This is a genomic window from Leptospira barantonii (assembly GCF_002811925.1).
Taxonomy (GTDB): domain Bacteria; phylum Spirochaetota; class Leptospiria; order Leptospirales; family Leptospiraceae; genus Leptospira; species Leptospira barantonii.
The window spans coordinates 119,942-142,819 of sequence record NZ_NPDS01000009.1; the positions used below are offsets into that span (position 1 = coordinate 119,942).

Here is a 22,878-nt window from a genome sequence, read left to right on the forward strand (position 1 = left end):
AAATTCCGCTTCCCTAATCTTTAGACAAGATTCGGAAAATGAAAGAATCGACTAACTACGGATAAACGATCGTAAGGGCGTAAAGAGACTTAAGAAGTCCCGTCACATACTTCTTCGGTATTGTCCGCCGACTTCGTAAAGCGCGTGTGTCATCTGTCCTAAGGAGACTTTTTTGGATGTTTCCATAAGTTCCTCGAAGATGTTTCCGTTGGAAAGACTCGCGTTTTTCAATTTCCGCAGACGATCCTCGAGGTCTTGTTCGTTGCGTTTTTGAAATTCCTTCAAAGCTCCGATCTGAGACTGTTTTTCCTCGTCTGTTGAACGAATCACTTCCTTAGGAATGACCGTTGGAGAACCTTCCTTGCTTAAGAAAGTGTTCACGCCGATCACCGGAAATTCTCCGTTGTGCTTTAAGGATTCGTAATATAAGGATTCTTCTTGGATCTTATTTCTTTGATACATCATCTCCATCGCTCCGAGAACTCCGCCTCTTTCCGAAATTCTATGGAATTCTCCGAGAATCGCCTGTTCCACAAGATCGGTGAGTTCTTCGATGATGAACGAACCCTGACCCGGGTTTTCGTTTCTGGCAAGACCGAGTTCTCGGTTGATGATGAGCTGAATCGCCATCGCACGACGAACCGATTCTTCCGTAGGGGTGGTGATCGCCTCGTCGTATGCGTTCGTATGCAAAGAATTGCAATTGTCATAGATCGCATACAGAGCTTGCAGAGTGGTTCTGATATCGTTGAACGCGATCTCCTGTGCGTGAAGAGATCTTCCCGAAGTTTGAATGTGATACTTGAGCATCGCCGAACGGTCGTTAGCTCCGTATTTATTTTTCATCGCCTTGGCCCAGATTCTTCTCGCGACCCTTCCGATCACCGCGTATTCGGGATCGATTCCGTTCGAAAAGAAAAACGAAAGGTTCGGCGCGAAGTCGTCTATGCTCATTCCTCTGCTTAAGAAATATTCCACATAGGTCAGACCGTTTGCGAGTGTGAACGCGACCTGAGTGATCGGGTTGGCTCCGGCTTCCGCGATATGATAACCCGAAATGGAAACCGAATAAAAGTTACGGATCTGATTCGTGATGAAGTATTCCTGAATATCTCCCATCATTTTTAATGCGAACTCGGTGGAGAAGATACAGGTATTTTGCGCTTGATCCTCTTTGAGGATGTCCGCTTGAACCGTTCCGCGAACCACCTTCACGGTTTCGCGTTTTATCTTTTCGTAAACTTCCTTGTCGAGAACCTCGTCTCCGGTCACGCCTAACAACATAAGACCGAGTCCGTCGTTTCCTTCCGGAATCGGAGCGTTGTATTTTGGAACCGGCAGATTTTTTGCCTTATAGATACTTTCGATTTTTTGACGGACTTCTTTTTCGAGTCCGTTGGCTTTGATATATTTTTCACAGGCCTGATCGATCGCGGTGTTCATAAAAAACGCGAGCACCATCGGCGCGGGTCCGTTGATCGTCATCGAAACCGAAGTGGTCGGGTTGCAAAGATCGAAACCGGAATACAATTTTTTCGCGTCGTCCAAGGTTGCGATGCTAACTCCGGAGTTGCCGATCTTACCGTAGATATCCGGTCTTACTCCCGGATCTTCTCCGTATAATGTGACCGAGTCGAAGGCGGTGGACAGACGTTGTGCGGGCATTCCAAGGCTGACGTAGTGAAACCGTGCGTTTGTTCTTTCGGGTCCGCCTTCTCCGGCGAACATCCGGGTCGGATCCTCTCCCGTTCTTTTAAACGGAAATACGCCCGCGGTGAACGGAAATTCTCCCGGAAAGTTTTCTTGAAAGGACCAGCGTACGATTTCTCCCCAATCCTTAAACTTAGGAGTCGCCACTTTCGGAATTTTTAAATTGCTCAAGGAAAGGGAAGTGTTCGCGACCTTGATTTCCTTATCTCGGACCTTATACGTGAAGTTTTCTCCCTGATAGTTCTTCAGTTTTTCTTCCCAAGTCGAAAGAATTTTTTTGGCCTCGGGAGAAAGGGAGTTTTCAATTTTAGAATATTCTAATTCTAGAATGTTTGTGTCCTGTTTTCCCGCCTTTAGGATTTCGATCGCACCTTTTAACTGGAACAGTTTTCTTGCTTTTTCCGATTCCTTTTCGGTCGACTGATCGTAACGAACGCATTCTTCCCGAATTTCGGCAAGGTAACGTACTCGGTCCGGCGGAATGATGAATATTTTTTCGCTCATCGCTTCCTCTTTTCCATAAGAGGATTCCCAACCGAGATTCATCTTTTTGGAAAGGGCGCCGATTACGTTTGCGTAGAGACCGTTGGTTCCGGGATCGTTGAACTGGGAGGCAATCGTTCCGAACACGGGCATCTCGTCCAAATTCTTATCAAAGAGTTGTCTGGATCTTTGGTATTGTTTTTTTACATCTCTAAGAGCGTCTAACGCGCCTCTTTTGTCGAACTTATTGATGGAGATCAGATCCGCGTAGTCGATCATATCGATCTTTTCCAACTGTGTGGCCGCTCCGTATTCCGGAGTCATGACGTATAACGCGACGTCCGCGACTTCGGTGATCTCCGAATCGCTCTGGCCGATCCCCGCGGTTTCCACGACGATCAGATCGAAACCCGCACTTTTTAAAACGTCTATACTTCGTTTAACGTTTTTGTTAAGCGCAATGTTCGCTTCTCTTGTCGCGAAGGATCTCATATAAACGCGTTCGTGGGAAATCGAGTTCATCCGAATTCTATCTCCGAGGAGCGCGCCCCCGGTTTTTCTTTTGGAAGGATCCACCGAAAGGATCGCGATCGTTTTATCCGGAAAGTCCACGAGAAATCTGCGAACGAGTTCGTCCGTCAGAGAGGATTTTCCCGCGCCGCCGGTTCCCGTGATTCCAAGGATCGGAACGGTTTTGGTTCCGGGTGGGAAGTTCAACTTTTCGGTTAACGCGGATTTTTCGAGTTCCTCTCTTTCGAACGTGTTCTCGACGAGAGTGATCGTTTGTGCGATCGCCAACGGATTCTTATCCTTTAAGGAAGAATGTAACGTGCCGTTGAACGTAAGAGGGGGAATAAAATCCGACTTGCGAATGAGATCGTTGATCATTCCTTGGAGACCAAGTTCTCTTCCGTCGTCCGGCGAATAAATTCGAGTCACTCCGTAGGCTTCGAGTTCCTGGATCTCGGAAGGAAGAATGGTTCCGCCTCCGCCTCCGAAAACCTTGATATGACCCGCGCCTTTTTCCTTCAAAAGGTCTATCATATATTTGAAATATTCCACGTGACCGCCCTGATAACTCGTGATCGCGATCCCTTGCGCGTCCTCTTGGATCGCACATTCCACGATTTCGCTCACGGAACGGTTGTGTCCCAGATGGATCACTTCCACTCCCGAAGCCTGGAGAATTCTTCTCATGATATTGATCGAAGCGTCGTGTCCGTCGAATAGGGATGCGGCGGTGATAAAACGGACCTTGTGTCTTGGGGTATAAATTTGCGTTTCCATATAGATTCTTCTATTCTAAAATTATAAAATTCTAATTTAGCTTTCCGGAGTATCGATGAGTTTTCTCACCCGATTCTCCAGTTCCTCGGTCACCATCTTTGCGGCTTTTTTCAAAGGTTCCTTCGGAAAATCCTTCGGGTAGATCGGCTTACCGATGTTATACGTGATTTTTGCACCGAAGGCCTTGCCGGTCAAAAAGGCTTCGGGTTTCATCATTCTCCAGGCGCCTTTGATCGCGCTCGGGATGATGGGAACTCCCGCACGAATCGCGAGTTTCGCCGAAAGGGCTTTGAAGGATCCGGGGGTTACGTTTTCGGTTCTGGTCCCTTGCGGATAAACCGAAATCAATTCTCCCCTTTGAATGAGTTCGACCATATAGTTTTCCAGGTCCTCGTAGTAGACTGCGGCGGACTTCGCGTCCTTCACGTTATGCGCTCTTAGGATGGGATGACCACCCCAGTGGATGAGTTGTTTTCCCTGCATATCTCCGAGAGCGTTCAGAGCGGTGACGAGGGTTTGTTTCATCAAACTGAGAGGGAAAGTATTCAAGGGAGAAGCGGGGTTGTTTAGGAAATCCAAAACGGTTTCCTGAGGATGAAACAATTCGTATTTTCCAAGATAAATCACTTTTCTTAAAACGGAGGTTCCCTGTACGATTACATCCAGGTTGTCCGTATGATTCGAAATCAGAACGGCGCCTCCCGATTCGGGAACGTTTTCAAGACCCGTAACTTCCACCGAATACACGAGGTGGAGAAGAGTTTTTAAAAATTGTTTAACGGGTTCTCTTGGAATCAGAAAGAGGCTGTCAAGAAGGTCGGATTCTGTTTGGGTTTCCATCAAGGTCTGCTTTTCGAACGAGTGTTCAATAAATATTGGATTTAGAATTCATTGTACCGAATGGAATCGAATCCATCAAGTTGGATTTTTCGGTCCCGAATACGAGTTTATAAGAACAAGTTAGGAGATATTGAGAGATGAGCGGAAATATAAGTTGGTTTCAAGATTCGTTTTGGTTCGGCGAAACGTTTTTACAATCTCTGCGAGGATCTTCCTTCGATCCGATCTTTGCCACGATCACGTTGGTCTTTCATCATCTCGGCGGAAACACATTCTTCATGATTCTTCTTTCCAGCGTTTACGTTTTTCTAAATCGTAAACTCGGAATCCGACTCGGAGTAGGTCTACTTACGACCGGAATCGTCAACGGAATCGCAAAGGCTTTGTTGGAAAGTCCGAGACCCACGCTTCCTTGGAACGGGCCGGGAACCTTGACCGAATTTTCATACGGATTTCCATCGGGGCACGTTCAAACATCCGTTGTGATCTGGGGTTTGATTTTTCTTCACGTAAAAAACAAAACGATCCGAACGTTATCCTTATTCATTCTTCTTTTTATGCCGTTTTCCAGAATGTTCGCCGGGGTTCACTTTGCGGGCGATACCTTGGGCGGTTTTATACTCGGTCTTTTGTGTTTGGTTTTGATCGAGATTTTATTCCGATCCTTTCCCGAGTTGGAATCTCCGAAACCTTTCGAAGCTCAGAATCTTTCAAACACGAAAACGATTTCTTTGATCCTAGTCGTACTGACTTTGCCTGCCGTGCTTCTGCATTCTCATTTGGATTCTTTGGAAAAAATGAAATCGTATGAAAGTGTGATTTCAGCGAGCGGCGCCTTGGGTGGATTTATGATCGGAATTCTTTTGTCCAAGTTTCATTCCTTGGATTGGGGAAGACCGGATTCTCTTTCGGAAACGATTCGAAGAGCGGCGATTTTGATTTTGGGAATACTCGTTTTTTATATTCTTCCCGGCATCGTCGTTCAAAAGCTGTTCCCAGAAAATCCGGTTGCAAGATACCTCAGGTACGGGATCGTTAGCAGTTACATCGCTTTTTTCTCCGTATACATTTTGGATCGCTGGAAGGGAAAAGCCGATTTAAAAAAATAGAATGTTGAATCTCCCGGGGAAGATGCAAAAAATTTCGAACCTTCTGGTTCAGTTCCGTAAATCCGGAATGTTCAAGTCTTCCCTTTTCGTCAGCGTATCAAAGGCGATCTCTTCCTTACTCAATCTTGTGTTTATGGTTTATTCCGTAAACATACTCACAAAAAGTGAGAATGGACTTTTTCAATACTACGCCGGGTTTCTTCCGGTGTTGCTTGCGATCGCGGAGTTCGGACTTCCCGCGGCTCTCGTAAAATTTTTGGCCCCCGTAACCGAGGACAAACAAAAGATAGGAATCCTTTTGTCCTCTTCGATGCTCATCAAACTCGGCGCGCTCGGTGCATTGGCGCTGATCAGTTTGATCGGAGCCCTTCTTTTGAGGGAAAGTTCGGTCGTGGTTGCGTTACTCGTGCTTGGAAGTTTTATACTTTCCTTCAATTCGTTTTTTGAAAGTATCTTCATCTGTTTCGGAAATTATATTTCCCTATCGTTTTGGAATCCTCTTCCGAATTTAATCCGACTTCTCGTTTTATACGGAGCGGATCACTTGACCGAACGAGCTCTTGGGCATCTGGACATACTCGCGATCTTCACGGCTTCTCCTTTGTTCGTTTTAGTATTGTTCTTCTTCGTGTTTCCGAGAAAACAACTCTATTGGAGCGGAGAAAAGAACGGAATTCGGGAAATGACTTCCACGCTTACTTCGTTCAACGGATACGCGTTTCTTGCTTCCATCTTTGCGATGATTTCGGACAGGATGGAGATTTTCTTTTTGAAGTGGTATCATTCTCAGGAATCCGCGGCCGTCTACGGAACCGCCTTACAGTTGTTCAGCGGGTTTGTGATTTTATTTTCGGTCATCAACTCGCTCATCTACCCGAAACTTTCCAGGCTTGTCGATTCGGAAGAATTTCCTAAGTTTCTTTGGAAGTCCATGTTGCTCGCGGTGGGAATGGCGGTTCTTTTATCGCCCGGATTTTTTCTTGCGGAATGGATTTTGAATCTGCTCTTTCGCGGAAAATACGCGGATTCGATCGGAGTTTTTCAAATTCTCTATCCGAACTATATGCTTCAGTTGGTTTTTTCACCTCTCGGAATCGCCTTATTCGCGTTAGGTCAACCGAGAATGCTCGCCTTCCTCGCATTGATCCGACTTGTCTGCGGATTGGTTTTGGCTAATCTTTTGATTCCCGAGTACGGACCGACCGGCGCGGCTTCTTCTTATTTCTTGGGGCAGATCGTATCTTGGCTGATCTTGACCGGATACTTTTTAGCCTTCTTTCGAAGATGATTCAGCGATGCGACAATTGAGTTCCGCGAGAAATCAAAATTTTTATTTTTTTTCTCCCGTTCGTTTGGTATTTTCTTTTTTTTGTATATTCCAAATCCTGCAATTTTCTGTCGAAGCAGAATCGTATTCTCGGTATAAACTCGACGATCTGTTGTTTCTAAAAGAAGGAAAAAAAGATCTGATCGGAAAGGGAAGGTTCGACGAAACCGAAAAAGAACTCGAAACAAAACCCGGAAACTTTTACGCAAACTTCACCGCGCTTTACCGAGGTTTGACCCAAAAAGGGGGAACACAGGAAGAACAAGCCGATCGAAGTTTTTCCAGAGGAATCGCAAGTCCCGAGGTCGGTTTTCGAAACAAAAGCGAACGCTTTTATCATAAAATTCTAATATCTCCCTTTTTACAATACGAGGAAAACCTAAACGGAACCAAAACGACGACAAGAGGTGCGGACGGAGAATTGTTGTGGGTTACAGGTTGGGAATCGCCAGCGCTTCGGGTTGGGATTGAAGCGGGAAGGGGCTATCAACGACTCGATCGAAACGGATTTTTATTCGTAGGATTTTTAAACTATGGAGAATTTCAATTTCACTGGAAACCCCTCGGAATCACCGCGTCCGCGATCGGAGTGCAACTTCAAAATTCTCCCCTATATACGGAACGGGATCGAAACGAATCGCCAGAGCGGATTTCCGGCGGAAGTGTGCAGGTTCTGGAGAACTCTTTCCTTCAGAATTTTAGAATATTCTACTATTTGTATAAGGAATCCAGACAGGAAATCGTAAAGGGGGATCTGTTTTTGAGCTCGTCTCCGTTCAGACCCTATGGACAATATCAATACTACGGATTTGAATTCTCCAGCGCGAAATTTTTCGGACTCAAATTGGACGCGGACGCGATTCACGTAACCGGTTCGAGACAGTACGGACTCGACGCGTTTCAAAGTTATCAAACCTCGGGGTCCACGAACGCGAGTTTGTTCGGAACAAAACTGATTTGGGAAAGACCCGAGGCTTCTTACTTTTTGGGAGGATTTTATTCTTCCAAAGACGGGGATTTAAGAACCGATCGAAAGTCGGACGGATACGCGGGCATTCGTACCGACCCGAGAGGATACGGAGGAAAAACTTCCTTCTTGTTGATGGAGAGTCTTCTTTTACAAAACGGAAACGTGTTTTCCGAGGATGGAACCGCGTCCAAACCGAACTTTGAGAACAAGGGAATTCAACTGATCCAACTCGGAATTCAAAAAAACTGGGAACAAAAATGGACGGCTCAGGGGATGATACTTTCTTCGTCTTCGCCGATGGGGCACGGTTGGGAAGGAATTCTTACGGGCGGTTATCAATCAGAATATGCGTATATTCTAATGAGCTTATCTTATGCGTATGTCGATCCTCAGCGCGAAAAAAGGATTCTTTTCGAAGAATGGAGAACCAAGGAAGAAATCCGGGAATATTCCAGAGTTTATCTTTCAGCCGGTGTTTACTTTTGAAGGTGTTGGAAGTTCTTTTTTTAAGGTTTTGCTAAAACGAACCTCGTTTCCGATATCGTTGTAAACGAGTTCGTCCACGTTCATTCTCACCAAAAAAATTCCCCTGCCCGAAAGATGACTCGCGGTAGGATCGGTTACTGGATCGGGAACCTTGGAAGGATCGAAACCAGCGCCGTGGTCCTTTAGAGAAACGTAAACCTTTTGATTTTCAAAACCGATCTCCAGTTGAACGGATTCGTTCAGAGCGTCGCAGATTCGATCCACGTGATCGAAGTAGTTCACTTCGGAGGAAAGAAGTTTCGATTTGTTCTCGTAGTTGATTCCCGCGGAACCGTGTTCGATCGAGTTTCCGAGAAGTTCATACAATGCGAGTTTGATCGCGAGAAGATCGTCCGTATGAATGCCGGGAATCAAGGAAATGGAACGCATCACCAAGTTCACGTATTGATTCAGATTTTTAAGACTGGGTTTGATCGAAAATTGTTGTTTGAACTGAGTAAGTTGAAAATGATTTTTGCCGATCAGTTCCTGACTGGAAATAAATAAATTCTCGAATTTCTGCAGAGAATGACGAATCGCATCCATTCGAAAGGGTTTGATGAAAAAATCGACCGCTCCGAGTCTGAGCGCGCGGATCGAAACGTCGATGTCTTGATTGCCCGTTATGACGATAAAGGGAGTGTTGACTCCTATGTCTCTCAGTTTGGACACGAAGTCGATTCCGCTCATCTTAGGAAGACGAACGTCGGTTACGATCAGATCGAAACTTTTATTTTTGCAGATTTCGAGGGCTTCTTCGGCGGTTCCCGCCAAGGTAAGATCGTGAAATGCTCCGAATATTTCTCGGAACAAATCTCGGATCACTTCTTCGTCGTCTAAAAAAAGAATTCGCATTGGATCTACCGATCTCAAACATTACATTTCCCGAATAGATCCGTCAAGATATTATCAGTCTAAATTATCTAGTTTGTCCAGGTTATAATTTGCGAGAATTTTCTGATTCAGGCCTTGGAGTTGTTCTTTTTCAAACGTCGCAATCCGATTTCCTGAAAAACGAAACACGATATGTTGGTCTCGATTCTCCTTTAGAATTTCCTTAAGATCGGAAAGCGAACGAACCGCTTTGTCGTTCACGGATTCCAAAATCTGATCCTGAAAATCGTGAAAGCCTTGATTGGAAGAATCGGGAAACACTCTGCTGATGAATACGAGTCGATTTTTTTCGGGATGAGTTTTCTTGTTGAAGGATTCGTATAGATAAAGAAGTTTTTTATCCGAATTCTCGCGATACTTGTCGCCGGATTCCTTCAAATAAGCTCCCGTAAGTTCGGTGAAAAAAAGTCCGCCGCTGATCAGATAAGCGGGAGGTTTTGTTCCGGATTTGGAAGGTATAAAGAAAAATTCTTCCGTATAACTTTTTAAGGAATAGGTGACCTCTCTTCTTTTTCCGGCGCGAAAAACTCCGAGCGTAACCGATGTACCCGGAAGCGCGATATGATGGTTTCTCGTAAGAATTCTGGAAAGAATTTCCTGTTTATCCGGTTGATGGGAAAATCCCTGACCGTTGACGCTGTAGATCGCATCACCAGGAAATAAGTTGTGAACCGGACCGACTCCGGGAAGAACCTCGGAAACCACGACCCCGTATGAAGAATCCGGAAAATAAAATTTTCTTTCGGGACCCGTAAGAGCGTCGTCGAAGGAGAATCCGGGATGAGAAATCGGATTGCTCGAAGCTCCGTTTGCGAAAGCGGAAAGATATTCCGAGGGAACGTTCCAACGTCCGTCCGAATATCCGCAAATTATGTTTTTCGAATATAAGAATTTTCTTTCTCCGCCTTCCTCCCTGGATTGTCTGCTCATCCTGAGGATAGAATTGGAAAAATCGGGATGACTCCATTCCAATTTCGGAAAAAAACCGGAACAGGTAGAATGATGAGCTCCTCCCAAATAGGCCTTTCTTTTTGCGGAGAATTTTCCCTTATGAGAAAAAAGAGCCAAACCGGTTTCCGGATCGTGTTTGAAAATATACAAGCGGGTTCCCGGTCTCGTATCCGGATTCATTTCCGAAAAAAGCGGAAGTTCACCCGGAGGTAAAAGCGCCAGTAAGAAGTCCGGATCGACTACCACTGCGGGAACCTTTCTTTCGTAATGAGATCCCTTTTGCCAAGGATTCTGGTGAGAGAATTTTCTAAAATGTACGAGGATCGTTTCCGCTTCGAGAGAGGTCGGCAGAGTAAAACTCAAAAGAACAATCGCCGCGATCTGGAAAAGATAAAATGCGCGTTTCGAGAAAAAGGAAATCATTCGTCCGCCTCCGCGTCGAAGCGTTTTTTAATGCGAACATTGATCTTATCGATCGTATCTTGATCGATTACGATCGGAAGATTGACCCCTCTGAATTTCAAAGTGATCGTTCCTCCATAGAATTTTTTCCAAAGAGATTTGAAGTCGTCCAGGTTGGAAGGGGTTCTGTCGTTGATGGATTCCAAAATTTTATAACGATAACCCGCGTATTTCGAATTCAACGGATCCGGATAAACTCCGGAAAGAATGATATCCCTTTCCGTAAAACGATACAACTCGTCTTGGATATAATAACTGTAATGATAACGAAGAGAACTTTCCAGACGTTTGGAATCCCCGCCCGCGAGTGCGCGGTTGACCGGCTGAAACAAAAAACCGCCGGATAAAAAACTCGCGCTCGTTCCCTGTTGTCTGTAAAGATCCATCGTGGGAACGCGTTTGAGAGTTCCTTCCACCTTGTAGTTCTTACCGTTACGATAAAAGAAAATCTTAACCTGATCACCGATGAATTTGTTCTCGATCGTCTCTCCGATGAAACCCCCGCCGCCGCCGGCGTCCATGATCCCGCCCTCGTCGTTGAGATAAGATTCGTCGATCTTATACACGAAGTCTTCCGGTTTTAAAAGATCCGAAAAGGAAGAATCCGGATAAACCGTGTTGATCAGAATTCCGTTCAAACCTTCCGGAATTTTTAGATACGATTTCAACGATGAAGAATAACCGTTTTGAAAACTAAAACCGGGAAACGGAAACCCGTGATAGGTTTCGTCTTCGACGTCCTTTAGAAAATGATTGATGATCTCCGGAGGAATCAAATACGCAATGTTCCCTTGGGATTGACTGACTTGAAACGTGATTCCCGCAACCTTACCGTTTTGAATCGCGGGACCGCCCGAATAACCCGGAACGATGTTTGCGTTGACTCGGATCGCCTTTCTATAATCCAAACCCGTAAACGAATAACGGATTCGTTCCAGTCTGGAAACATTCCCGTTTTCTAATGTGATATTGTCGTCTCCGCCCGGATAACCGAGAATCAAAAGATTACTTCCTAAGGCGGGAGATACGTCCGAAATTTCCAAAGGTTCCACGCCGTTGAAGAATTCTTCCTCTTCGACCTTTAAGATCGCGAGGTCGCAGTCGAATCCGAGATATTGAACGCTCGCCTTATAGAACTTGCTGGAATTGAAATGTTTTACCTTTAGATAACCCGAGTTGGAAACGACGTGCGCGTTCGTAAGAATCCGATTCCCCGCGATGACCATTCCGGTTCCCGCGTCCCGATTGATGGACTTTTCGGAATAGCCGCTCGATTCCTCTTTTTCGGAGAACGTATCGCTTCGGATGATGACAACGCTGTCGAGCAAAGCCTTTAGGTCCGCCGAATTCCCGTTCTGCGCAGAAAGAGCGGAACCGAAAAAGACACTTAATAAAATTAGAATATTCTGAAACGATTTATTCATTGTAGATTTCCGCTTCCTGTTCCCAGAGAATTTTATCCGCTTCGATGGAATGGATTTTGAGTTTTCCCAAATACTTCGCGCCTTCCTGGATTTGATCGGTGTCCTTGTCGTCCAAGCGGATCTTTCCCAAAAAGTCGGAGCGAATCCGGATGAAAGAATAGGGCGAAGAGGGAACACAACTCGCTTGAAAGGAATAATAAACCGCCTTCTCCCAATAAAAGTCGGAATCCTTTTTCAAAAAGATCAACGGACAGTTGGAATCGAAAAAGATTTCCTTTCCGCTTTTCAAATCCCGTTTGGCCGGATGTTTGGCGATGCTCAAAAAATAACGAAGACCGAAGTTATCCTTGTATTCTTTGGGAGGTTGAGGTCGGATCGGGTCCTTGTCCTTCTTACCTTGTTTTTTAAAGTCCAAGGAAGAATCTTCCTTATACCATTCTCCATAAGAAGGTTTTACTTCTAAGAATACCTTCTTGCCGATTTCTAAAACCTCTCCGAACGAAACTCGAACGGAAGAATTTTTCCAAAACTCGTTGCCCGTTCCGAGATAAATAAAGCCAGGCCACTTTTCTTCCTTACAATGATAAGAAAGATAAACCACCTTTTCGAAACGACCGGTTTCTTCGAAGCCGCAGGACTTAGGAGGTTCAAAAGAGGAATATCGGGAACGAAACGAACGAGCCAAGGACGAAGAAGGACGTTTTTGAAATTCCTTTAAGAAAGAATGAAAGCGTTCTTGAAACGAATCCGAGGATTCGTTTTCTGCTTGGACGTTTCCGATTGAAAAAAACGAAAGAATGAGAACATACGCGCAGATAAACCGAATCGTCTTCGGTACATCGGGAAATATTCGGGACAAAGTACAGTCTTTCCTGAGTTCTCTTCTCATTGTTTAGAATATCGGCCCCTTGACCCCCCGATGTTAAATTCTTCCGTAGAAAGAAACGTATGGAAATTTTTTCCGAATCCGGTTTCGAGAAGAATTTCGGTTTTCATTTTTATAAAGTCTTATGTCTCAAATTTGCGATGTTTTTTAAAAAAAAGTACATCGGAATTCTCAGGCTAAAAATAATGGTTAAATTCTGAGAATAACTCATTTCGAATCGATAGGGTAGGTTTGCTTGTCCAGCTGGAATTTTATAAAAACTGAATTGAATGATAAGGATTTTTTAATCGATTGCCGTTCGGCCACCGGTTATCAGGAATCTACTCTGAAAGGAGCGTATAGTTTTCCTTTTATCAAAAAGGCTTTCGCTTCGGATGCGGAATCTCAAAAAAAGATGACCGGTCCTTTGGAAGAAATTTTAAAACTCGTACAAAAAGACGACTGTGCTCGAGTGATCGCCTTCGACGAAGGAATGGGAATGTTCGCTTCGAGAATGGTTTATCTTTTGAGAGCGGCCGGTTATCAAAACGCGTTCTTATACGGAAACCGTTGGCCTGCGGAAGGAACTTCTCAGGAAAAAGGCTCCAAGGAAATGGAAATCGGGCCCGGCGATAAACCGAAAAAACTCGAAGGGATTGTGGACAAGGCATTTCTCGAGAAAAATTTAACCCGACTTCAAATTTTCGATACGAGAACCCAAGAAGAATACGAAGGAAAACTACCAAGACTTACCGCGCCCGAACCGGGCTCGTTATGCGGTCGTTTGCCCGGAGCGTTTCTTTGGGACTGGAGAATTCTTTACGACGGTCAAGGCAATCTGATCGAAAAGACGCAGTTCAATAAAAAGTTGAGATCCTTTCCGTTTATGCCGGAAAGAACCACCGTGATCTACGATTACAACGGTGCACGATCCTCTCTTTTGGCTTTGATGTTAAAAGAAGTCGGATATCTGGACGTTCATACATACCAAGGTTCTTGGTTTGAATGGAGAAGATCCAGTCTTCCGAAACAAGCGGTTTCCGTTTACGGACAAACGGGTGCGGGCGGCGCGGCTCCTCGAGTCGGCGGCGTGGATCGCAAATAAATTCTTCTCTATCTTCAAAGAAGAACTCAAAAATCACTTCGAACAAAGTCTGAACAAACGTTCTTCGGAACGTTTGACTTCGGAAACTTTCTCTTTCCTCGATAATAAGAACTGGCTTTTTCAGAGGAACCTTGTAATTCGGTATCTATTCGTTTTATAAGGAGAACTGAATGTTCTTACGATGGGTTGTTTCGATTTTCTTATCCTTGGGAATCTTCGCGTGTTCCGGCCCTTTTTCCAGTTACACAAAAATCTCTCTTCCCGTTGAAAAAGAATTCTCCTTTGGAAAAGGATATCGATCGATTCAAAGGGAGAATGTTTTAGAGATCCGTTCTTCCGCGGGAAGTTTTCTTGAACTTTCCCTAACAAAACCGTTTTTATCCGCAGGCAAGGGAGAACAAAAAGTAAAATCCAAGTTTGCGACCTTCCACATCCAAGATGAAATCTCAGCTTCTTGCGATTCTCAGAGTATAGAAAAAATTCTTCCTTCGACGACCGATCTGAAGATCCTCGGAAGATTGGAAGGAAAGAACTGCGCCTCGGCCTACGAGATCGTATTTCGTCCGTTAGACGAAACCTCCCTCGAGTTTAAAATCAAGATCGAGGATTCTTCCCTAAATCGCACCTATCTAAGAATCGGTTCGGATGAAACCGAAAATATTTTCGGACTCGGAGAACAATTCAGTCATCTGAATCTAAAAGGAGAAACCCCGTTTTTGTTAAGCGAAGAGCAAGGAATCGGAAGAGGGGATCAACCGATCACTGCGGGTGCGAACCTTACCGCGGGCGCGGGTGGAAACGAATATTCCACATACGCTCCGATTCCGTTTTTTCTAACTTCCAAAAACAGATCGGTGTATTTTGAAAATTCGTCGTATTCTAAGTTTGATTTTTCCGAATCCGATACGATCACGATCGAATTTCGTGAGAACGGTCTTCAAGGAAGAATTTGGAAGGATTCTTCCCCCGTGCGTCTCGTTCAGAAATTTACCGAAATGACGGGAAGGGCTCCCGAACTTCCGGATTGGGCTTATGGAACCTGGCTCGGAATACAAGGCGGAAAGGAAACCGTTCTCAAACATATCGAATCCGCAAAGAAGGAAGGGAATCCGATCACGGCGCTTTGGATTCAGGATTGGGCGGGAAGAAGAAAGACAACTTTCGGTTCTCAACTTTGGTGGAGATGGATCGCGGATGAAACTTCGTATCCGGACTTCAAAAAATTCTGCGCCGATCTAAACGCAAAAGGAATTCATGTATTAGGATATTTGAATCCGTTTTTGGCTACGGAAGGACCTCTGTATGCGGAAGCCGTTCAAAAAGGGTATCTCGTAAAGGATAAGAACGGAAAGGATTACGAAATTCAAACAGTGGGATTTCCCGCCGTTCTTTTGGATCTTACGAATCCGGAAGCCGTGAAGTGGATTCAAATCGTGATTCAAAAAAATATGATCGATGTCGGTCTTTCCGGATGGATGGCCGATTTCGGAGAATGGCTTCCTCTCGACGCAAAACTTCATTCCGGAATTTCCGCAGAGGTTTACCATAACGTGTATCCCGCGGAATGGGCGAGAATCAACCGCGAGGCGATCCGCAAAGCGGGTAAAGAAGGAAAGGTCGTATTCTTTACAAGATCCGGTTTTAGCGGATCTATGAAACATTCCACTCTCTTTTGGGAAGGGGATCAGATGGTGAGTTGGGGAGAACACGACGGAATCGTATCCGCAGTGACCGGACTTTTATCCGGTGGCTTAAGCGGAATCTCGCTCAATCACAGCGACATCGGCGGATACACAACGATCAACAATCCGATTCGAAACTATCATCGTTCCAAAGAACTTTTTTTACGTTGGGCGGAATTGAACGTATTCAGTCCGGTCTTTCGAACACACGAAGGAAATCGTCCCGAAAAAAATCATCAACCGTATTCGGACGAAGAAACCGTAAAAGAGTTTGCGAGATACGCGAAGATGCACTTCGCATTGAAAGATTATCTCAAATCTCTTGTGAAAGAAGCGTCGAAGACCGGACTTCCGGTTGTTCGTCCGTTGTATCTACACTATGCAAACGACGATCAAACTCATTCTATCCAAAGGGAGTTTTTACTCGGAGAGGATCTTTTGGTTCTTCCCGTTTTGGAAAAGGGAGAATCCTCCGTTTCCGGTTATCTTCCCGAAGGAGAATGGGAACATCTTTGGACCGGAAAAACTTTCATCGGTAAAAGCGAGGTCGACGTAGAAGCTCCGTTAGGCGTTCCTGCCGTCTTTCTAAAAAAGAACGGGCCTTGGTATGGAAAGTTGAAGTCCGCTCTTCTTCCGTTCAAACGATAAGAGATTGTGATGATCGAGAACGGCAAATGGATCGTTCGTCGAAAACATTGAGTCTAAGAATAGAATGGAACCTTCCACCGGCGACATCCCCGAATATCCGATCGTGTTCTTTGACGGAGTATGCAATCTTTGTAATGCGGCCGTTTTATTCTTCATCGATGCGAACGCTCGTAAAAATCTGAAGTTTGCGAGTCTTCAATCGGAAGCCGCGGCGCGGATTCTCGGGAAAAAAACGGAACCGGGGGAAGCGCCAAACTCTGTTTTGTTTTTGGAGAACGGAATTCTCCATCAAAAGTCGAACGCGGTTTTGAAAATCTGCGCTCATCTTTCGTTTCCCTGGAGAATTCTTCCTTTCTTTCGTTGGGTCCCGAGTATGATTCGCGATTTTATCTATGATTGGATCGCAAGAAACCGTTATCGATGGTTCGGTCGTCTGGAAGCGTGTCGTATGCCCGATCCAAGTTTAAAATCCAGGTTCTTGGAAGAATAAAAACAGAACGTACGACTCGCTCTTGTTGCGGTGCAAAAAGTTTTTTCCCGAGAATGTGGGAACTCATACACGATCGACTCAAGGTAAGCTCTGTCTTCGGAAAATGTAGGAACTACCACAAGATCAAATAAGAATCCATTCTCAATAGTCTCGGCTTGTAATCCCCGAGGACGCAAAAAATCGCTTAAAAGAATAAAAATCATAGAATTGCTTCTAAAATAAACAAAAACGACTCTAAATCTTCCTATATCTTCGATTTTAACTTTGGGAATTCCGTCGAAAAATCCTTGAATGGAATCCCGAAACGAGAAGACTGACTTCAGAAGTTGTTTTCCGTTGCCGACGTTCAATTTAGGTCTCGGATTCCGGGGTTTTTGTTGGCGACATATTTTGGAATAAACGATATGAAAAGAAAAACTGGCTACATTCTGGCGGCATTGACTGTTCTCGGGCTCTTTTTCAGCATAAAGTCCTTTGCCAATACCAATCTCGAAGAAATCAAACTCGATAATCAATATCTTCAGACTTACAGAGGTCTGGAAGGAATCTGGATCGTTCCGAACCGCGTTAAGGAATCCGTGGGCGACCTCGTTCATAACTTTGGAACCACCGAACACGAAATCAAAAGGGTGAACGGAATTCCGGACAACGAAAGAATTCCCGTAAACGAACCCGTATTCTTCCCTTATAACGATAATTTTACACGAAGCCTTCTTCTCGAAGACAAGGGACGCGAAATTCTTCGTACCGATCAAAGAGAATTCATCTGGCCGATCAGCTTTAAACATTCTTTCGTGACTTCCCGTTTGGGAAGAAGATGGAACGCGATGCATTCCGGTGTGGACATCGCTTGTCCTACCGGTTCGATCGTGATCGCGGCCGCGGACGGAGTCGTTTTGGAATCCAAAAAAGACGGCGGTTACGGAAACAAGGTGCTTCTTTCCCATCCGGGAATCAACGGGATCAATACTCTTTACGCTCACAATTCTCTTCTATATGTAAAGGAAGGGGATAAGGTGAAGAAGGGACAGATCATCGCACTTTCCGGAAACACGGGGCATACGACCGGTCCTCATTTGCACTTCGAAGTTCGTTATCAGAATGTCGTATTAAATCCGGAACACTATCTTCCCGTTTTTCAATCTTCTTCCGAGGCTCGTGTGGCGATCGCCCGGGAGACAATCGAACAATAAGTGTCGATCACGCGGGATTTTTGGAATCCGCCCGTCTATGAAATTCTTTCCCGGACTTCACCCGGGAAAGCCGCATTCGATTTTGATAATACACTTGTAAGAAACGATTTCGGCGAGGCTGTGATGGAACTTTTTCTTTCGGAAGGAGTTCCCGCTTTCAAACAAGATATCTCTTCTTTTTTTGCAAAGGAGAATGTGGAAGAGATCCTCGCTACTCGCTTTCGAGATTCTTCCCGATTTCGTTCTCTGGTTCTTTCCGAATACGAATCGATCCAATCCAAGTCGGGGCTTGAGGCTTCTTACCGTTGGAGTTCCTGGATTTTTTCGGGGCATTCTCCGGAAGAATTGAAAAAAATTTCCAAACGAGTTTGGAACGATCACGCGTCCGATCCGGGTTCTCATTCCGTAAAAATTTACAAGCCGATGAAGGAACTCGTGGACCATCTTCTTTTAAGCGGCTGGGATGTTTGGATCGTGACCGCTTCTCCGCAAGAAATCATTCAATCCGTTTCTCCATTGTTCGGAATTCCGGAAGATCGTGTATTGGGCATGAATCTTTCGATCGAGAATGGAATTCATTCCTCAAAAATCGTAGAACCGTTCACATACGGAAAGGGAAAGGTCGAAAGACTCAAGAACGCGACTGGAGCGTTTGCCGATCTTGCGTTCGGGGATTCGATCAACGATTTTCCTTTGCTGGAATCGGCGAGCGGCGCTGGAATCTTTTTGGATCGGGGTAAGGGTGTGGTTCCTCCGAAGTCGACCCGGATTCAGGCGATCGGAGAATGGGCCGTTTTGGATCGTGTTTCCGTTTAGATAAACTTTCTAATTTTATAATATTCTAAAATATGAAACCTTACGAAAAAGGAACGCTCGTTGTGGTGTCGGTTTCCCTGGGAAATCCCGGAGACTTGACCGTAAGAGCTATGGAACTTTTAAAAAGTGCCGATATCGTAATCGGGGAAGAATCCAGAACGACTTCCACTCTTCTCAAATCTCTTTCCATTTCCAAAGAATTTCTACTTTGCAACGAACATACCACCTTCGAAGAAATCGTAAGTCTCGGTGAAACCGTGATGAATTCGAATCTTACGGTTTTAGTTTCCGATGCGGGAACTCCCGGCATCGAAGATCCGGGTCGCGAACTCGTCCAAGAAGTTTTAAGACGGGGAGGGCGCGTGTACAGCGCTCCCGGTGCGATCGCGTTTGGAGCCGCATTGAGTATTTCCGGTTTTAAGATTTCTCCGTTTACGTTCTGCGGTTTTCTTTCGAGAGAATCCGCGGATCGCAAAAAGGAATTGGAACGTTATCTGAAACCGGGTCATACGATCGTGTTTTACGAAACGCCGTATCGTTATAAGGCGGTTCTTCACGATCTCGATTTCGTTTTAAAGGAAAGCGGAGAGGAAAGACAGATCTTTCTTTGTTTGGATTTGACTCTCGAATCCGAATTTCAATTTCGCGGAAGGGTCGGCGAACTTTTGAAAATCGCGGATAGTCTTCCGAAAGGAAATCCGGTGATCGTGATTTCGCAAAGAAAGGGAAAATCGCAGTCAAAATCTCATCCTAAGGAAGAGAAAAAATCGACGAAACCTTTCTCGAAGGATCGTAAAAAACCGAATTCAAAATCGTTCGGAAAAGGCGGTCCAAAAACTTCTTCGAAAGGTTTTCCGGGTCAAAAATAAAAGATCCATTAGAATATTATAAATCCGGCATATCAATTGTCTTTAAGAATGTCGATCGATCGTTAAAGACGGATTCGGAGATCGGAAACGGGGAAATGTCCGAAATCCTTTGACAAGGATCCGAGAGTTTTGAGGAGAACGCGGTTTTATTTTGTGTTTGAATCGCCGGTAAAAAACCGATTTGTTTGGAACCTGCTTTTACGTTGGAAAAGTTAGTGATTATCAGTTTCACTTTTTTATCTTTTAAAACGTTGATTCTAAAATTTCCGTTCGCAGTTACGTTCGCATAACTCGTTCCATAGTAATCGAGTCCGATTGCCTGAACCGAAAAGTTCTGCCTATTCTTTGCGTCCACTTTTCCTTCCAGACAAGTGAACTCCGGTTGGGGTTTATCGAAATTCCACCAGCCTGAGGCTTGAATTTTAGAATAAATTTGAAACGGAAATTCCGATTCAAATGCGTCTGCAGTTGTATTGTTTGATTGAGTCGTATTCTTATCGGTAGAAACTAAGTCCCAACTTCCTTTTGAAAAACGATATACGTTCGAATCTGTCGGGTTCGCCAGGGGTTGAACTTCCACGGTCAAAGATTTTTTAGGTTCGATTCGTTTACCTTCATCGTCATAAAAAGCGAGATAAAACATACCGGTTGATTCCAAAAGAAGATTGGAGCCAATCTGCGTGGGAATTCCCGCAAAGAGAAAATCCGCATGATTTCTTAGAATCGTAATCCTTACTTCCACTTTTTGAGAATCAGAGAAAGCTCCTGCGGGAATTTTGAGTCTTAAGTCGCCCGCGTCTAAAGTAGTTTCCCGATAGGAAAGAAAGGATCCGAAAAAGGGTTTTAAAATCGAAAAGCCTAACGAACTTACGTTCGAAGAAGATTTGGATATTTCCCAACGATCTTCTTGTTTTGCTATGATTCGATTTCTTTCTTCCTGACTTAAGGAGGGATTGCTCGGATCCTCTTGAGCGGCAATTTCGAGAACGACGAAAAATAAAAAGAAAAACAAAGAGAAGCTGTAACTTGAAATTCGATTCATAAGAATGCTATCGATTTTTTATCTAAGAACTTTAGTTCCGATCTCTTTTTTGTGTTTCCGTTCATTCGAATTCTTTTCATTACTTCCGGTTTTTCTGCGGATACAAAATTTTTCTCGCTCTAAACATCAAAACTTCTTCAAATACTCGGGCATTTCCGGAAGCGAAGTCTCCGTCCAAGTCCAAGCGCCTACAAGAGATACGATCGGGGCCGATTCTCCGTGTAAGATTCGGACTAAAGCGTCCTTGAGATCGTCTGCAGACGTTAGACGAAATGGAATTCCCGGGAATCGATCCTTAAAAGAGGATTCTTCCTGTTTGGCGACGTATTCCAAAAAGAAATCCGGAAAACTCAAACCCGATTCTTTTTGAAGTTTCAAAAGGTTCTGTAGATCCTTGTCCTGGGATTTTTTTCCCATTCTTTGCAGAATGATCGTAATGCCTCGAACGCTCTGGCTGAAAAAAGAACCGGCGCGGATGATCTTTCTTTGATTCGGTTTTTCTAAAGCCCATTCTTCCATTTTCTTTTTAACAAAAGCAAGGGAACCGTAGAACGGTTGAAGATGAGGTCTGTAATAATACGCGGAATAACCCACGGTCAAAACGGGTTTTAATTTTTCTTCGACTGCGATCATCGGATCCACACAGAACTTCAATGCGTCTTTGACGTCCTGTTCCGGCGTTTCCGAAACGGGATAACCCAGATTTCCCCTCGCGGGAGTATAAACGAAAAGATCGAGTTTTGATATTCCGTTTTTTGCAAGTTCTTCGTAAAGACGGGAAAGCGAACGATCGGGTTCGTCCAAATTGATTTCGGTGATTGTAAGATCCGCTTCCTGCAAGGGAGAATTTTTGCTCGTAGTTGCAACTATCTTCCAAGTTTCGTTTTTGGATTTTGCGTATTCCCGGATTGCGTGAACCGCGCTTTGTCCTGCGACTCCGCTCGTTCCGATGATCAATGCGTAATGATTCTCCATAGGTGTCTCCCGTCGGGAAGAAACCATCTCTTAAGTGCCGTTCCTTGTCTTTCTATTTTATGGGGAATCGAGAAAAAACGGAAGAATCCAATACGACCCCGCTCATAAATTTTTGAAAGTCGGATGGGGGAGGGCAAAAAATTCTTTCCTGTTTTCCGTCTTCACTTTGAAAAGAAATCCCTAACGCGTGTAAGAGGGAACGTTTCGCGTGAGGTGTTCGTTTTGTTTCGGCGGAAATTCCGTAGACAGTATCTCCCAGAATCGGATGGCCTTTTTCGCTTAGGTGAAATCGAATCTGATGTCTTCGTCCCGTATGAAGTTTTGCGAGAAGAACGGAATATCCTTCCTTTTTTTCGCTCTTGAGCGTGATGAATTCCGTTATCGCCTTGTCCCCACCCGAAAAAACCTTTCGAACTTTTTTATTTCCATCCTTGATATAACAGATTTCCGTAAAGTGTTTTTCCTCGACTATGCCGGAACATACGCAGAGATAAATTTTTTCGGACGCCTTGAGGATCGTGTCGGCCTCCTTGTTTTTATCTGGGTTTTTGCAGAAAAAAACGAGACCGCTCGTGTCCAAATCCAAACGGTTTACGGTTCTTAGATATTCGAGGGAAAGTTGTTTTTGAAGACGATCCGTGAAATTCTCCCGTTTGGAATCCTTGGTCGCGTGCACCGGAATTCCGGGAGGTTTTTCCGCGATCAGATAAGAATCAGTTTCGTAGAATATTTTAATATTCGAATGTTCTTCAGGCATTCTTCTGTCTTAGATCCAAAAGCGAGCTTCTGAAATTTTTTTCGTCCTGAAGAATGGAGAAAAAAAGTTTGTCCGTGGATTCAACGATATGAACGGCCTTACCCACGAGTTCTTTTCCTTCCGAGGTTAGAAAGAGACAGTTCGCCCTCGAATCTTCGGGATCGGGTTGTCTTGTGAGAAGTTTTTTGGCTTCGAGACTTCTCAATACTTTGGAGGTCATCATCACGTCGGTTTTTGCGTGTTCCGCGAGACGAACCTGAGTCGCCTTTTGGGAAGCTTCTTCGAACCAAGCGAGGCTCGCCAACAACACAAATTGAACGTGTGTTAGGTCCAGGGCCAATAGGTTTTCTCGAATTCTCTTTTGCCAGAGATTCGTGATCTGCCAAAAGAGAAATCCTGTGCTTTCTTCCGCCTGGGATTCTTTGAATATGGATTTCGGTTTCATTGCCTTTTA

Annotated in this window: 20 protein-coding genes; 10 read left to right on the top strand and 10 right to left on the bottom strand. The window is 44.6% G+C overall.

Features of this window, described 5'->3' with window-relative positions:
* Positions 1-102: 102 nt before the first annotated feature.
* Positions 103-3,480, bottom strand: a complete 3,378-nt coding sequence (locus CH367_RS18425) for a methylmalonyl-CoA mutase family protein (RefSeq protein WP_100763959.1) — start codon at positions 3,478-3,480, stop codon at positions 103-105.
* 36 nt (positions 3,481-3,516) lie between these two features.
* Positions 3,517-4,320 (bottom strand): lysophospholipid acyltransferase family protein, encoded by an 804-nt coding sequence (locus CH367_RS18430; RefSeq protein WP_100763960.1) that lies wholly within the window; start codon positions 4,318-4,320, stop codon positions 3,517-3,519.
* A gap of 137 nt (positions 4,321-4,457) precedes the next feature.
* On the opposite strand from CH367_RS18430, the gene CH367_RS18435 reads away from it, so the two are divergent.
* The 3 genes from CH367_RS18435 to CH367_RS18445 are packed head-to-tail and all read left to right on the top strand — an operon-like array spanning position 4,458 to position 8,212.
* Positions 4,458-5,429 (top strand): phosphatase PAP2 family protein, encoded by a 972-nt coding sequence (locus CH367_RS18435; RefSeq protein WP_100763961.1) that lies wholly within the window; start codon positions 4,458-4,460, stop codon positions 5,427-5,429.
* Position 5,430: 1 nt separating this feature from the next.
* The gene (locus CH367_RS18440) at positions 5,431-6,717 is read left to right on the top strand and encodes an oligosaccharide flippase family protein (protein WP_100763962.1); all 1,287 of its coding nucleotides are present in this window, start codon (positions 5,431-5,433) and stop codon (positions 6,715-6,717) included.
* Between the two features lie 7 nt (positions 6,718-6,724).
* A complete protein-coding gene (locus tag CH367_RS18445; protein ID WP_100763963.1) occupies positions 6,725-8,212 on the top strand; it encodes a hypothetical protein in 1,488 nt (495 codons plus the stop codon).
* Here the strand turns inward: CH367_RS18445 and CH367_RS18450 are convergent.
* From CH367_RS18450 to CH367_RS18465, 4 genes are read right to left on the bottom strand one after another with little or no spacing between them, the layout of a single operon-like run.
* Positions 8,192-9,106 carry an ATP-binding response regulator gene (locus tag CH367_RS18450; protein WP_100763964.1) on the bottom strand — a complete coding sequence of 305 codons (915 nt, stop codon included), beginning with the start codon at positions 9,104-9,106 and terminating at the stop codon, positions 8,192-8,194. The genes CH367_RS18445 and CH367_RS18450 overlap by 21 nt on opposite strands.
* A gap of 54 nt (positions 9,107-9,160) precedes the next feature.
* Positions 9,161-10,519, bottom strand: a complete 1,359-nt coding sequence (locus tag CH367_RS18455; protein ID WP_100763965.1) for a PDZ domain-containing protein — start codon at positions 10,517-10,519, stop codon at positions 9,161-9,163.
* Positions 10,516-11,982, bottom strand: coding sequence for a S1C family serine protease (locus tag CH367_RS18460; protein WP_100763966.1), 1,467 nt, complete (start codon positions 11,980-11,982; stop codon positions 10,516-10,518). Before CH367_RS18460 ends, CH367_RS18455 begins: the two co-directional genes overlap by 4 nt.
* Positions 11,975-12,871 (bottom strand): LIC11113 family protein, encoded by an 897-nt coding sequence (locus tag CH367_RS18465; RefSeq protein WP_100763967.1) that lies wholly within the window; start codon positions 12,869-12,871, stop codon positions 11,975-11,977. The genes CH367_RS18460 and CH367_RS18465 overlap by 8 nt, the downstream gene beginning before the upstream one ends.
* On the opposite strand from CH367_RS18465, the gene CH367_RS21030 reads away from it, so the two are divergent.
* The 7 genes from CH367_RS21030 (at position 12,821) to rsmI (ending at position 19,650) form a co-directional block, all read left to right on the top strand.
* On the top strand, positions 12,821-13,048 hold the full coding sequence (locus CH367_RS21030) for a hypothetical protein (RefSeq protein ID WP_244284636.1): 228 nt from the start codon (positions 12,821-12,823) through the stop codon (positions 13,046-13,048). The genes CH367_RS18465 and CH367_RS21030 overlap by 51 nt on opposite strands.
* Before the next feature lie 55 nt (positions 13,049-13,103).
* Positions 13,104-13,952: a sulfurtransferase gene (locus CH367_RS18470; RefSeq protein WP_100763968.1), complete on the top strand. Its 849-nt coding sequence runs from the start codon at positions 13,104-13,106 to the stop codon at positions 13,950-13,952.
* 170 nt (positions 13,953-14,122) lie between these two features.
* Positions 14,123-16,282 (top strand): alpha-glucosidase, encoded by a 2,160-nt coding sequence (locus CH367_RS18475; protein ID WP_100763969.1) that lies wholly within the window; start codon positions 14,123-14,125, stop codon positions 16,280-16,282.
* 64 nt (positions 16,283-16,346) lie between these two features.
* Entirely contained in the window at positions 16,347-16,772 is a 426-nt protein-coding gene (locus CH367_RS18480; RefSeq protein WP_100763970.1) for a thiol-disulfide oxidoreductase DCC family protein, read from the top strand.
* A gap of 404 nt (positions 16,773-17,176) precedes the next feature.
* Positions 17,177-17,965 carry a M23 family metallopeptidase gene (locus CH367_RS18485; protein WP_100763971.1) on the top strand — a complete coding sequence of 263 codons (789 nt, stop codon included), beginning with the start codon at positions 17,177-17,179 and terminating at the stop codon, positions 17,963-17,965.
* Positions 17,966-18,781: an HAD family hydrolase gene (locus CH367_RS18490; RefSeq protein WP_100763972.1), complete on the top strand. Its 816-nt coding sequence runs from the start codon at positions 17,966-17,968 to the stop codon at positions 18,779-18,781.
* Positions 18,782-18,813: 32 nt separating this feature from the next.
* Complete coding sequence (gene rsmI / locus CH367_RS18495; protein ID WP_100763973.1) at positions 18,814-19,650, top strand: 16S rRNA (cytidine(1402)-2'-O)-methyltransferase; 837 nt, start codon at positions 18,814-18,816, stop codon at positions 19,648-19,650.
* A 16-nt stretch (positions 19,651-19,666) separates the two neighbouring features.
* Here rsmI and CH367_RS18500 read toward each other — a convergent pair whose 3' ends face one another.
* From CH367_RS18500 to CH367_RS18515, 4 genes are all read right to left on the bottom strand, one after another.
* On the bottom strand, positions 19,667-20,692 hold the full coding sequence (locus CH367_RS18500; RefSeq protein WP_100763974.1) for a hypothetical protein: 1,026 nt from the start codon (positions 20,690-20,692) through the stop codon (positions 19,667-19,669).
* 126 nt (positions 20,693-20,818) lie between these two features.
* The gene (locus tag CH367_RS18505) at positions 20,819-21,667 is read right to left on the bottom strand and encodes a hypothetical protein (protein WP_100763975.1); all 849 of its coding nucleotides are present in this window, start codon (positions 21,665-21,667) and stop codon (positions 20,819-20,821) included.
* 52 nt (positions 21,668-21,719) lie between these two features.
* Positions 21,720-22,424, bottom strand: a complete 705-nt coding sequence (locus CH367_RS18510; RefSeq protein ID WP_100763976.1) for an RluA family pseudouridine synthase — start codon at positions 22,422-22,424, stop codon at positions 21,720-21,722.
* On the bottom strand, positions 22,417-22,869 hold the full coding sequence (locus CH367_RS18515; protein WP_100763977.1) for a MarR family winged helix-turn-helix transcriptional regulator: 453 nt from the start codon (positions 22,867-22,869) through the stop codon (positions 22,417-22,419). The genes CH367_RS18510 and CH367_RS18515 overlap by 8 nt, the downstream gene beginning before the upstream one ends.
* Between the last annotated feature and the right edge of the window lie 9 nt (positions 22,870-22,878).

Bases quoted from the DNA above. Each gene is read 5' to 3' on its own strand.
- CH367_RS18500 (WP_100763974.1), bottom strand. From the start codon at position 20,692: ATGAATCGAATTTCAAGTTACAGCTTCTCTTTGTTTTTCTTTTTATTT.
- CH367_RS18460 (WP_100763966.1), bottom strand. From the start codon at position 11,982: ATGAATAAATCGTTTCAGAATATTCTAATTTTATTAAGTGTCTTTTTC.
- CH367_RS18515 (WP_100763977.1), bottom strand. From the start codon at position 22,869: ATGAAACCGAAATCCATATTCAAAGAATCCCAGGCGGAAGAAAGCACA.
- CH367_RS18435 (WP_100763961.1), top strand. From the start codon at position 4,458: ATGAGCGGAAATATAAGTTGGTTTCAAGATTCGTTTTGGTTCGGCGAA.
- CH367_RS18455 (WP_100763965.1), bottom strand. From the start codon at position 10,519: ATGATTTCCTTTTTCTCGAAACGCGCATTTTATCTTTTCCAGATCGCG.
- CH367_RS18510 (WP_100763976.1), bottom strand. From the start codon at position 22,424: ATGCCTGAAGAACATTCGAATATTAAAATATTCTACGAAACTGATTCT.
- CH367_RS18485 (WP_100763971.1), top strand. From the start codon at position 17,177: ATGAAAAGAAAAACTGGCTACATTCTGGCGGCATTGACTGTTCTCGGG.
- CH367_RS18465 (WP_100763967.1), bottom strand. From the start codon at position 12,871: ATGAGAAGAGAACTCAGGAAAGACTGTACTTTGTCCCGAATATTTCCC.
- CH367_RS18475 (WP_100763969.1), top strand. From the start codon at position 14,123: ATGTTCTTACGATGGGTTGTTTCGATTTTCTTATCCTTGGGAATCTTC.
- CH367_RS18450 (WP_100763964.1), bottom strand. From the start codon at position 9,106: ATGCGAATTCTTTTTTTAGACGACGAAGAAGTGATCCGAGATTTGTTC.
- CH367_RS18430 (WP_100763960.1), bottom strand. From the start codon at position 4,320: ATGGAAACCCAAACAGAATCCGACCTTCTTGACAGCCTCTTTCTGATT.
- CH367_RS18445 (WP_100763963.1), top strand. From the start codon at position 6,725: ATGCGACAATTGAGTTCCGCGAGAAATCAAAATTTTTATTTTTTTTCT.
- CH367_RS18480 (WP_100763970.1), top strand. From the start codon at position 16,347: ATGGAACCTTCCACCGGCGACATCCCCGAATATCCGATCGTGTTCTTT.
- CH367_RS18505 (WP_100763975.1), bottom strand. From the start codon at position 21,667: ATGGAGAATCATTACGCATTGATCATCGGAACGAGCGGAGTCGCAGGA.
- CH367_RS18425 (WP_100763959.1), bottom strand. From the start codon at position 3,480: ATGGAAACGCAAATTTATACCCCAAGACACAAGGTCCGTTTTATCACC.
- CH367_RS18440 (WP_100763962.1), top strand. From the start codon at position 5,431: ATGTTGAATCTCCCGGGGAAGATGCAAAAAATTTCGAACCTTCTGGTT.
- rsmI (WP_100763973.1), top strand. From the start codon at position 18,814: ATGAAACCTTACGAAAAAGGAACGCTCGTTGTGGTGTCGGTTTCCCTG.